This window comes from Bacteroidota bacterium (assembly GCA_019637975.1).
Taxonomy (GTDB): Bacteria; Bacteroidota; Ignavibacteria; order UBA10030; family UBA6906; genus CAADGV01.
Window position 1 is genome coordinate 23307 of record JAHBUR010000011.1, and the last position, 11470, is coordinate 34776.

Below are 11470 nucleotides of genomic sequence, written 5' to 3' on the forward strand. Positions count from 1 at the left end.
TTGTCCTCCGTATGATTGGTTGTGGAATGGATGCGCTATCGCGCAGAAGTATCGAGAAACGATTTCACAAATTGCAGTACGCGATACACATCGGCGAAGTTTGTGGCGAGTCCGAACGAGATGCGGACAGCTCCTGCTGTTTTCCCTTTTACCGCAACGATACATTGCTCGAAGGAACTCCGTTCTTCGTTGCTGAAACACTCGCGCATATCATTTTGCGTCAAGCCGAAGGCTATCTCTCCCGCGCCCGGATTGCAGAAGCAACCTGTGCGAAGCGAGATATTCAGACGGGCGGCCTGATCTTCCACCGTATGAAAATTGAACAGGTTGCCGTCGGGGTCGTGGAAATTCAGGGCAACGGTGCCGCCCCGCGCAGTCGTGTCACGCGGGCCGTACACTTCAACCAGCGGCATTCCGTTGGAATGACGGAGCGAGAGAATGCCGTTCAGGAACCACCCCGTGAGCAATACAACTCTGTCGTGAATCGTATCAATCCCTGCCCCGGCAAGAAACCGGAGCCCGATTTCCACGGCGGGCAAGTTCAGATAGTTGATTGTCCCGTCCTCGAACGCCCTGTCACCTTCGGCAAAATAATACTTATCGGCCTGCACAGAAACAACTTCGATTGTGCCGCCGGAGAACCAGGGGCGATGGAGTTTTTTCAATGCGGACTTCCGCGCAATAAGACACCCTACTCCCGTCGGGTAGCCGAACATTTTGTAGAATGAGAGCGGAACAAAATCGGGATGATACTTGCTCAAGTCCAGTCTGTTGGTCGGGACAAACGCCGCTGCATCCACCACCACATCCCACCCTTTTGACTGCGCCCGTTGAATCCAGTCCAAAGAATGCTGAACGCCTGAAAAGTTGGATTGCGCCGGATACACAAACAGATTGTTTCCCGCCGGGTTCGGTTTCTCCAACTGTTGCATGAGTTGTTCGCTGTCAATACGCAGATCGGGCGCGATGACGGGAATGTAGGTAATGGCAGCCCCCTTCGCCCGGGCAAACTCACGCACGCCGTTGACCGCGTTGTGATTGTCGAACGTGAGCATGTATCGCGATTGCTGACAGAACGGGTACGCTTCGCCGACAAGCTTCAGCGCGCCGCTCGCATTCGGCGTGAAGATGGCGACGTACTCGTCGGGCGATGCGTTGAAGTATTCGAGAACATACCTTCTCGCATGTTCATCCATTTCGGTTGAAGCGAGAGAGGAAGGACTGTGGGAGTGCGGATTACCGTACACATGATCTTTCAGCATCGCCAGATGTTGTGCGAGCTGGCAGTCGGCGTACAAGCCGCCGCCCGTATAATCCACATAGACCTGACCCAGTTTGTCGAGTCGCGTAAACTCCTTCTCGCGGAATTCATCAAGAATGCCCGTCTTGATGTACGCGGGATTCTCCTCCAGAAATTCATCGAAGGATTGATGCACGCGCCCGCAATCAGCTGGGGAACTCCCTCTCTCATTCGTCAATGCGTGAATGTCGTTGGAGTTCATCATCCTGCTCAGGTGTGCAGCGTTTCATGCAGTGACGGCCAGGCACGCAACACAACGCCCGCGCTGTGCAGGTAGGCGGGCATGGCAAGACACACTTCCTTGCTGAGAGAGAAACCCGGAGTGTAGTGATTCGGCTGCATACCGATGAAGTGCAGATACTCCGGCAGCGTTCCCTTTTGATGCACGTCCTCAAACAGGTCAAGGAGATCATGCTGATGCGCGAGGAGCCGGAACCCGCCGAACAGGGTAATGTCGTGTCCCGCCAACTCGATGATCGTTCCCGGAATCCGCCCGATATCGGCAGCGTCAAGAATCAGCAGATGGCTGCTCTCTTCCAGAATCGATCGGAAGTCGAAGTCAATGCCCGCCTCGATAAACTCGATATCGTCTCTCGACGGATGGCGCTGCTTCAGCAAACGAAGCGCGTGTTTCCCCAAGCCGCGATCGCCTGTTATGATTTCTCCGATTCCGACTACTACTTTTCGATGCGCGTGTATCATGTGAGGTCTCCGAATTCCGATGAGCAACTGTCAAAGGAATCATTTCAACTCATGTGCCAGCATCCATGCGTATTCTTGCCGATTCTACCGGCAGAACGATAGGGTTTTCCCATTTGCAGGAGACTTCTTCCGAGAGTTCCCAGAATTGGGAAAGTTCCCTGCAAAAGTCTCAGGATCGTTGAAGATGACTTGAGAGAATATCAGATTTTTTTCTATATTTGCCAGGCACAATACTTGCTATTAACAATTATTGATGGAGGAAAAAGTGACGCGCCGTGCTAATACTAACTATGCCCGCGAGATTGCTGATTTAACCTTCAGCCTTCTTGCCAACTGCCAGGAAAAGGAACAACGACTCGCGGATCAATTCCGGACCACGGTTCCTGAATTCAGATGCCTGCGGGTTTTCAGAGGAGAAGCCAAGATGCCCGTAAGTGCATTGGTGGAACGGCTCAATCTCTCTGCAAGCCGTGTGACTCGTATTCTTGCCAGCCTTGAGCACAACGGCTACCTCAAGCGCATGATTGATCCTCTCGACCGCAGAAACATCATCGTCGAGCTAACCGCTAAAGGCCTGAGTTTCAGCAGACAATTGGAAGACCGGTATGTGAAGATCCACGAGGAACTCCTCGCCGAAATTCCGGTGGAGTTGCATGATTCTCTCGTCGTAGGTCTGAGAAACCTCCTGACATCGGTTATGTCCTGGCTTGGCACTTCCTCCAATGAACACTCTTAGTAAAGATGTCCACTATTCGGTAAAGAAAGAGAGGATTACATGAACAAGATTTGGCAATGCGGGTGTTTTCTGCTGCTCATCATGCTTGTGAGCTCGGGATGCAGCAAGAAATCAACGGAGGGTCCGCTTGCACCCCCGACAACGGACACCGACATGGCTATTGCATCATGCATCGGTTGTCATACGGATTACACAACGTTGAAACGTATTGCCTCACCCGACACATCAGGCGGCGGCGGCGGTTGCGGAGGCGAGTTTCCGCATATTGAAGTGTACGACAGAGTGTACCTGGGCGGCGCCGGATTCCAAAAATTCCGGGCATCAACTCACGGACAAATTGCGTGTACACACTGCCACGGCGGTGTTGACAGCACCTCCAACAAGCAGGTTGCCCATTCCGGTGATTTCGTAAAATACCCTTCAGCACGTCCGGCAACCAAGTGCGCACAGTGCCATTACAATACCGTTCAGAACCATGCCTCAAGTCTTCACGCTAACGGATGGGGGCAGAAAAGCATGGTCACTCTGCGATACGGCGCAAACTCATTCGACGATTTGCCTGCAACGTTGAAAACCGGTTACAACAATCACTGCGCAAGTTGCCACGCGGAAAAATGCGGCGATTGCCACATCAACCGGCCGACAGCAGGCGGCGGTGGTTTACTCCGCGGACATTCGTTTGAGCGGCGACCGGATATGCGGGAAAACTGCGTCGCATGCCATTCGAGTCGTGTCGGGCATGGATATTTTGGAATTGGCAGCGGCACTCAACCGGATGTCCATTCGACGAAATGGGGCGACGGACACTGTGTGAATTGTCATTCAAACGCCGAGATACATGGGGACGGGAACATCTACAATCAGCGTTATAAAGTTGCATTTCTGCCCTGGTGTACCGGATGTCATTCAAACATCGCAAACTCCAATCCCTACCATACGGCACACATGAATAGTTTCAACTGCCAAACGTGCCACTCACAGGACTACAACAACTGCGGCAGTTGCCACGTCGGGGGTGCAGGGGCACGTGTACCTGCGTATCTCGGATTCAAGATCGGTATGAATCCCATCACGGGCACGCGCCCGTTCAAATACGCTACCCTGCGCCGCGCACTTATGGCTCCGGATAGCTGGCAGAATTACGGGGTTGCCAATCTGGCCAATTTTGATGTTCGACCTACTTACAAATATGCAACGCCTCACAACACTCTTCGGTGGACATCAAGGACGCGTGTCGAAGCCGGACGTGCGTGCTACGATAATTGCCATATCATCAACGAAAACGGAACGTACAGAAACAAGCATCTCTATCTCTTCAACTCAGATCTGCTAAGCTGGGAAATTCCGGCAAACGCAGGGGTGGTTGTAGATGGCAAGCTACCTGCAAGTTGGGGTACGCCGTGATTCTTCTTTATTCATCACTTACCAACAATGAAAGGACACATACATGAAATATTCACGCTATTTCCTCGTTTTTCTGCTGCCATTAATCTTTCTCACGAGTTGCAAGAAAGATGAAGGACCAACAACAACACCGCCGACGCAGATCAATGAGGCCGAGGTACTTGTTCAATACCTCGAAGGAAACGGCGACTATATAAACGTCTCTGCCCCATCCGTCGTTGCCGCCTCTGCTGTGTATCAGGACCTCAACGCCACACCGCCGACGCAGTATATCATTGACCTTCGTTCAAGCGCCGACTTCCAAGGCGGACATATTCAAGGTGCTCACAACGTAGCGCTTGCCGGTTTGATGACACATGTGAAGTCGGTCGCCAATGTTTCCAGCTACAACCGGCTTGTCATCGTGTGCTACACGGGTCAGACCTCCGCATACGCAACGTCAATACTCAGACTCGCCGGATACAGCAACGCCATATCTCTGAAGTTTGGAATGTGTTCGTGGGACAGCGTTTTTGCCACAACGCGCTGGCTTGCCAGCATAGGCAACTCCAGGGCAGGTCAATTTGTTACCACATCGACTGCAAAGAATGCAGCGGGCAACCTGCCTACCATCAGCACAGGAAAAACCAACGGTGCCGATATACTCGCCGCCCGCATTGACACATTGCTCACAAGAGGATATACGGAGGCGACTGTTACCAACGCAACGTTGTTCGGAAACCTCACGGGATACTACATCGTGAACTACTGGCCATTGACTGAGTATACTGACCCGGGTCATATTCCTGGTGCAATTCAGTACACCCCGAAATCGGATCTGCGACTGGCCACAAACCTTAAGACTCTCCCGACCGACAAGCCGATAGCAGTGTATTGCTACACCGGACAAACGAGTTCCTTCATCGCGGCTTATCTAAGGCTCCTCGGGTACGACGCCAAGTCACTGATGTACGGGGCCAATGCCATGATCTACGATATGATGGTAGCAAAGAACATGACTACATTCAAAGCAGCAGAAATCATGGGCTATCCATACGTGACGGGACCATAAACGATCCCGGACCGCTGCACATTATCAAAAAGGGCTGCCTATGCAGCCCTTTTGTTTAACAGGATGATCAGTGGCGGAAGACCCAAGGAATTCCCTCCACCATCTTCCCTCGAAGTACCGTTGTTCGAACACTTACCGCAAGCCTTCGCCGGACTACGGCATCGTCCACGAGAAGGAAAGGTGGAAGATATTTTCTTTCAGCTGACTCATGCTGCCGCTGTACTCGCCGGCAAGCAGACTGGGCGTGAGCGCAGTCTGAGCATAGTTGAACGCGTGTTCGTACGCTGCATTCACGGCAAACGACGGCGAAAGCTTATACGTTAGACCAGCCATGACATGGTTCTCGACAATAGCGGGAAACACCGGAAACACGGTTACACCCGGTACCGGATTTGAACCGAAGGCCCCTCCCACCCGAAGAGTCAAAACGTCTGTTGCATCCACTTCAAATCCGAGCCGTGCCGAGTATGAATCTTCCCACAGCATCGGGAAGCTGATTTCGAAATTGCCGTCATTGCCCAACATGCGGTTGATGTTTGCGTTGTTTCCGTTCTTCAATATCAAGGTCATTTCATCAAACGCATTCTTCCAATTAATCCACTCAAAATCAAACGCGAGACGGATATTCCCGGCCAGCCTGAACATTCCCCCTATGCCAACGGATTGCGGAAACTTCAGCTTTGTCTCAAGATCATACTCCGCCACAACGCCTTTGGACATGTCGATGCCGAGCTGTGTGAACATTCCCATAACAGCTTGCTGTGCCTGCTCCGGTGTCATGCCGGGGTTTTGTTGCATCACGCCCATCACTGCCCTTCCGAATGCATCGTTGAGCTGATAGGTCATATCCATCGTCGCCTTTCCGTTCTTGTACGTCAGAGGTGACGGCGAGGTGTAGCTTGCTCCCAGCGTGATGTTTTCATTTGCGTTCCATGCAATGCCGACTTTGCCGGAAAAGCCGAACGCACGTAACTTGTCCATTGCAGCAGCGGCCGTTACCTCCGTGTATCCGAATCCACCCATCTGCGGCGGAGCGGCAAACATCTGCCCGAATGTCATTCCCGTTTGCGGGTTTGCAACTCCTTGCATAACAGAGGGAGACAAACTGTAGGGCATCTTGAAATCAAGCATGCTGTACACGATATGGGCGCTTGCTCCAACGGAAAAGTCCGGTGTCACCTTGTACGCCGCGCTGAGCCCACCTTGCATCACCGCGAGTTTTGAATGATATTCCTGTTGAACGAAGTTGCCGTTCTGATCTCTGAAGAGATTGTGGTTGAGAGTGAAATCGGCACCCATCCCGCCCTGTGTAAAAGCCCCTGCCCCCCAAGTGAAATCAGTCTCATTTTTGTTGATGTATGAGATGTTGACTATCGGAAAGTAGTTCGTTTTTCCCTTGGCGGCATTGATACTGTTCGAGAAGTCGAGGCCGGGCACCATGAGCGAGAAGTTGCCGTCCAGCAACGAGTTGCCGAGGAAGGAAATACCGGCGGGGTTCGTATAGAGCAGCGCTCCATTATCGAACATACCAATGCTTGCACCGCCGCGTCCAACGGTGCGCGCATCGAATCCGATCATCCGTGTTCCGTTTGTCGCAAGCGCGACCGTTGTAGCCAGAAGAAGCAAAACGAGAGTACTGTATTGTCGAGCGTACATATGTTTCCCTATGAGTGTTGTCTGAAAGTGCGCAGTGACTTGTACTAAACACTTCCTGCGCGTGAAGCTTCAAATCGGCGGTACTGCTCCCCCATTCTCGCGATTCACACTTCTCCGGAGTCCCGGGCACGCTCAACATCTTCGACGCTATTCAGGTTGTCGAGCAGGTACGACCTGTAGAACGGAAGATCGGAGGTTATCGGAACGAACGCAGTCTTCAGTTCTCCCAACACATCCTGAAGTTTGTAGCTCCCGCGTTCCAGTGCCCGCTCGATGGCAGGTAATCCGTTGCGTGAGTACAGCCCGCACAAAGGATGCACCCTTCCACCTGATGACGGAACAACAGCATCGGCATCGGGATCCGAGGAGATGAGATAGCGTATCAAGTCCGGCGAGACGAACGGCATATCACAGGCTAACACAAACAGGCAATCGGCCTTTGTGTGCGTCAACGCGGCATGGATTCCGCCAAGGGGGCCGCAATCCTTTCTGATATCTGGAAGAACAGGTATGCCGGGGAAATCAAGCTCCGCAACGCGGTCGGATGAAATGACGACAGAAGGGAACACGCTTTTCAGGACCGCCACAGAGCGTTCAATCAACGTAACACTTCCGAACTTCAACAAAGCTTTGTCGCTGCCCATTCTTGTGCTTTTCCCTCCAGCAAGAACGCAGCCGACAAGAGCCGTCTCTCGAATCATCTCTTCTTCTTCTTGCCTTTCACCACATCGTCAGTCCAGCTCATCGCCGCCATGGACGACGGGAAGCCGATGGTTTGCATGGCAAGCAATGCAACGTGATACAATTCCTCTTTCTTGACTCCCGCCGCCAGCGCTTTTCGTGCATGAGAATGTGCGCCGCCTTCAAGCCGAGCTCCGATGGAGATGGCGAATTTGACCAACGCACGTTCCTTGTCCGTCAGCGGCCCTGCGCTGTGGACTTTTTTGCCGAGACGTTCGTACGCTTCGGCAACTTCGGGGTACTTCGCCGTGAAATCAAGAAAGCGTTTGGGGATTGCTTGTTTTGACATATATGCTCCTCGATGATTGTTGGTAGTGGCTGTTACAATTCTTCCTTCCCGGAAGAGTCTGCCTCCAACATACCATTTCTGCCAGAAACTTTCCCGCCTGCCTGCGCATCTTAACACCCCTCCTTCTTCTTTTTCTTCGCTGTGCCTGCGGGCGCAGCCGAACCAGCCGGCATCTCCAACTTCGGCATCGCAAGCTGGGGCGTTGCTTGTGCTCTGCCCGTTCCTGTCTGCGGTGAGCCGCCAAAAAACATGCTTACGGCTTTCCGCTTTTCAAAAGCAGCTTTCTCTTCCGCCGATGCATTTTCTGCAAGAGAAGGAAAGAGAATCCGGTCTTTCCATTCGGCCAACCCATCGCGTAACATGTACACCGCTTTGTATTGCTTTGCTTTCAGCAGGAACCACGCTTGCGCGGAATGAATGCCCCCTTCAGAGTAGAGTATGATTTTTTCATTCCGCGTCAATCCGGCATCTATCAACGACCCGACTGGAATGTTTTCTGCAGTCGGAATGTGATACTCGTTGAATTCCTTTTCGTTACGCAAGTCCATGAGACGGTAATCGGCTTTGCCCTGAATAATCCAATCGGCAAGCTCATCAACGGTCACATGGTCAACTTCCTTCTCGACAAGGAGGGCAAGTTCCTTCACGTTCATTGTTGCTGTGTTGCTTGTGTAAGGACTTCCCGCGAAGATAGCAAGAAATCCCAGAACACCTGCAACAATAGCAAGCTTTTGATTGAATGAGAGATGTGAGAAGATGGCTTTCATTGCGCGGCTCCTTTTCTGAATTTCTTCTCCACCCATTCCGCTCCGGCAAATCCGCCCAACGCCATCACCACCACAAGAAACACCAACAACCCGTATGACATGCCGAACAACTCCGGCAATGTCACGATGTCCATTGCTGTGGATTTGTAAAAGCCCTCGAGCAACGGAAACATCTCGCCAAAAACAAAGATGCCTGCGATGATACCGAGCAGATAGATCATCGCGTCGTACTTGCCCGTCGCGACTCCAACACACGATGTTCCGGGGCAATATCCGCCAACGACGAATCCGACGCCGAGGATGAGTCCGCCGACTACTTGCGGCACGAGATACGTCGGGCTGACGTATACAAGCGAGAGATCGACGATGCCGAACACCGAGAGCCAGAACAATCCGACCATTGCCGTGACGATAGCGGTGAACATGACTTTGAAGACTGTCATGTCGTAGAGATAGAATTGCGCAGCGAGCTTGCGTCCGCTGCCGAAGCCTGCGCGTTCGAGAAAGAATCCGAAGCCGATGCCGATGGCGAATGCAACGATGAGGCTGATTTCATCGCCGAAGTATCCGAATTTGAAATACGGTGCGTTCATGTCCATTGCCTCCTGAAGAAATATGCAACCGCGTAGCCGCCTGCAAACACCGCAAGCATGAATGCCCAACTTCCGACGCCCAACAATGCGCCGCCCGTGAGCGCTTGACCGCTGGTGCAACCGCGGGCGAGTTTTGCTCCGAAGCCCATCAGAATACCGCCAAGCAAGGCAAACACCATGCGGCCGCGGGTGGAAATGCGCGGACCTTTCTCAACCGTGCCTTTGATTCGATGTGCAAGTGAACCGGATATGAATCCGCCAACGATCACACCGATGACTTCAAACACCAGCCAGTCCTTCAATGGATGGTGTGTTGCATCACCAAGGTATTCCGAAAAGAACGTGTTGGATTGTGCGTGCTCAGGGGCAACGGCATTGACGCCAACCGAAACCAACGATGTAAAGGCTCCCGAAGCGCCAAGCCCGCGTCCCATGATGACGAACGCTGCGAGAAGCACGAGGCCCAAGCCAACTCCCGCGAGGTACGGATTCCAGTACGGTTGAGCCTTGCGGTCAGCTTTTGCCACCGACTGCGCAGCAACATCTTCCGGTGAAACTGTTTTTGCTAATGTTGTCATACTGCTTGTTCTCCAATTGAGTGTGTTCTGCTACAACCCGGCAATCGTCCAATGACTGTATTGCCCGGCATAAACGATGACAAACCTGAGAATCAATCCCCCCGCGATGACCATTATTGGTGCAACGGGAGTGTGTTGTACTTTATGATTTACCGCCAACAACTGAATGATGAGAGGAATGATAATTCCGATTCCTATCACAAATACCCAAAACACTGCGGCATACGATCCGCTGAGAATCAATTGCGCTGCATTCTGATGCGCTTGTGTAGAGCTGAGCAACCCGATGATGAACTGGGCAAATATGAATAACTCAAGAATCAGAAAACCGTTGTCCGCTTTGGCAAGAAGTTCACGTTCGTACTTGTCGTCGGTGATGAGGTGAACGAATGCAGCCGCAGCGGAAAGTCCCGACGTCAGAAAGAGAACCCAGAGAATCGAGCTGTTCCAGAGAGGCCGAGCCCCGAGGGCGCTCAGCAACACGCCGGTGTACATGCCGAGAATTGCGCCGACAATCATGCTGAGCACGCCGATGTTCTTCACAAGAGCCGGACGTTCGTTGATAAATGCCGAGATCTTGTCGAAGAGTTTAATGCGGTTTTGAAATGCCGGCGGAACCCGCGTCAGCGTACTAGCGAGCAGTGTCGGGTAAACGAGAATGAGAATCCACGAACCCCACGACATCGGCGAGGCAATCTTAAACGTTGTGAAGAGTCGCCAGACGTACAGTTTATGTTCGAGGTCGAGGAAAAGCGCAAACATGCCGGCGCTGAGCAGCACCAGACTGATATGCGGCAACCAGAAGCAGGAAAAGTAGCTGTGCTTGTATCTTCCTTTGAAAATAAAATAGCCGGATATGATCATGATTCCGGCCACGAGGCCGCCGAGAAACAAATACACCGGAATCTCCCAGCCCCAAATGTGCAACGAAGGGTCAATCTGCGGATTCGTTCGTGTTGTTGTGAGTTCGTGCATACAGTTTTGCTCCTTTTTGTGTCATTCTGAACGGAGTTCCGACCGCTTTTGTCGGGGCGAAGTGAAGAATCCAGAACCGGCTATGATCTGGATTCTTCGGTCGCCGCCTCCGGCGGACTCCCTCAGAATGACAAACTCTATGTCAAATAGAAAATCCTCGGTTGCGTCCCCGCTTCAGGCATCAGCGAATGATTCCTGCGCGATGCGAGAAGCCGGCTCACCTGACTGTTCGGATCGTCAAGGTCGCCGAAATACATGCAGTGTGTCGGGCAGACGGAAACACACGCAGGGTCAAGCCCCTTTTCAACGCGATGAATGCAGAAGGTGCATTTGTCCGCGTAGCCGTCGGGGTGAATAAACCGCGCATCGTAAGGGCACGACGCAACACACGCCTTGCAGCCGATGCACTCGTTCTTCGTTACCAACACCACCTTGCCCAACTCATGAACATGACTTGCGCCGGTCGGGCAGCAAGAAACGCACGGCGGATTGTCGCAATGGTTGCAGCGCTCCGACCGAATTTCAGTTGTCAATGTCGGGAACGTTCCTTTTGTATCCTGCACAATCCAATCTTTGTTGTAGCCTTCGGGAACGTTGTTCTCCGTCTTGCAGGCAACAACGCAATCCATGCATCCGACGCATTTCTTCGTATCAATCACCATTCCGAATCGTGCCATG

The 11470-nt window shown here is 52.4% G+C and carries 13 protein-coding genes; 3 read left to right on the forward strand and 10 right to left on the reverse strand.

Going from position 1 to position 11470, the window contains the following annotated elements; all coding sequences use genetic code 11:
* Positions 1-35: 35 nt before the first annotated feature.
* Both KF749_07800 and KF749_07805 read right to left on the reverse strand, forming a co-directional pair.
* Entirely contained in the window at positions 36-1505 is a 1470-nt protein-coding gene (locus KF749_07800) for an aminotransferase class V-fold PLP-dependent enzyme (protein ID MBX2991058.1), read from the reverse strand.
* A 5-nt stretch (positions 1506-1510) separates the two neighbouring features.
* On the reverse strand, positions 1511-2002 hold the full coding sequence (locus KF749_07805) for a hydrogenase maturation protease (protein MBX2991059.1): 492 nt from the start codon (positions 2000-2002) through the stop codon (positions 1511-1513).
* 253 nt (positions 2003-2255) lie between these two features.
* On the opposite strand from KF749_07805, the gene KF749_07810 reads away from it, so the two are divergent.
* From KF749_07810 to KF749_07820, 3 genes are read left to right on the forward strand one after another with little or no spacing between them, the layout of a single operon-like run.
* Positions 2256-2738 (forward strand): MarR family transcriptional regulator, encoded by a 483-nt coding sequence (locus KF749_07810; protein MBX2991060.1) that lies wholly within the window; start codon positions 2256-2258, stop codon positions 2736-2738.
* Between the two features lie 39 nt (positions 2739-2777).
* Positions 2778-4142, forward strand: coding sequence for a hypothetical protein (locus KF749_07815; GenBank protein MBX2991061.1), 1365 nt, complete (start codon positions 2778-2780; stop codon positions 4140-4142).
* 43 nt (positions 4143-4185) lie between these two features.
* Positions 4186-5193: a hypothetical protein gene (locus tag KF749_07820; protein MBX2991062.1), complete on the forward strand. Its 1008-nt coding sequence runs from the start codon at positions 4186-4188 to the stop codon at positions 5191-5193.
* Between the two features lie 153 nt (positions 5194-5346).
* On the opposite strand, the gene KF749_07825 is transcribed toward KF749_07820, so the two are convergent.
* The 8 genes from KF749_07825 to KF749_07860 all read right to left on the reverse strand — a co-directional run bounded on the left by KF749_07825 (position 5347) and on the right by KF749_07860 (position 11469).
* Positions 5347-6849 (reverse strand): outer membrane protein transport protein, encoded by a 1503-nt coding sequence (locus tag KF749_07825; protein MBX2991063.1) that lies wholly within the window; start codon positions 6847-6849, stop codon positions 5347-5349.
* Positions 6850-6953: 104 nt separating this feature from the next.
* A complete protein-coding gene (locus KF749_07830) occupies positions 6954-7550 on the reverse strand; it encodes a molybdenum cofactor guanylyltransferase (protein ID MBX2991064.1) in 597 nt (198 codons plus the stop codon).
* Positions 7547-7879, reverse strand: coding sequence for a carboxymuconolactone decarboxylase family protein (locus tag KF749_07835; GenBank protein ID MBX2991065.1), 333 nt, complete (start codon positions 7877-7879; stop codon positions 7547-7549). The genes KF749_07830 and KF749_07835 overlap by 4 nt, the downstream gene beginning before the upstream one ends.
* Before the next feature lie 110 nt (positions 7880-7989).
* Positions 7990-8646: a rhodanese-like domain-containing protein gene (locus KF749_07840; protein MBX2991066.1), complete on the reverse strand. Its 657-nt coding sequence runs from the start codon at positions 8644-8646 to the stop codon at positions 7990-7992.
* Positions 8643-9239 (reverse strand): YeeE/YedE family protein, encoded by a 597-nt coding sequence (locus KF749_07845; protein ID MBX2991067.1) that lies wholly within the window; start codon positions 9237-9239, stop codon positions 8643-8645. The genes KF749_07840 and KF749_07845 overlap by 4 nt, the downstream gene beginning before the upstream one ends.
* On the reverse strand, positions 9236-9817 hold the full coding sequence (locus tag KF749_07850; protein ID MBX2991068.1) for a YeeE/YedE family protein: 582 nt from the start codon (positions 9815-9817) through the stop codon (positions 9236-9238). The genes KF749_07845 and KF749_07850 overlap by 4 nt, the downstream gene beginning before the upstream one ends.
* A gap of 30 nt (positions 9818-9847) precedes the next feature.
* Positions 9848-10792 carry a polysulfide reductase NrfD gene (nrfD, locus tag KF749_07855; GenBank protein ID MBX2991069.1) on the reverse strand — a complete coding sequence of 315 codons (945 nt, stop codon included), beginning with the start codon at positions 10790-10792 and terminating at the stop codon, positions 9848-9850.
* Between the two features lie 137 nt (positions 10793-10929).
* Positions 10930-11469: a 4Fe-4S dicluster domain-containing protein gene (locus tag KF749_07860; GenBank protein MBX2991070.1), complete on the reverse strand. Its 540-nt coding sequence runs from the start codon at positions 11467-11469 to the stop codon at positions 10930-10932.
* Between the last annotated feature and the right edge of the window lies 1 nt (position 11470).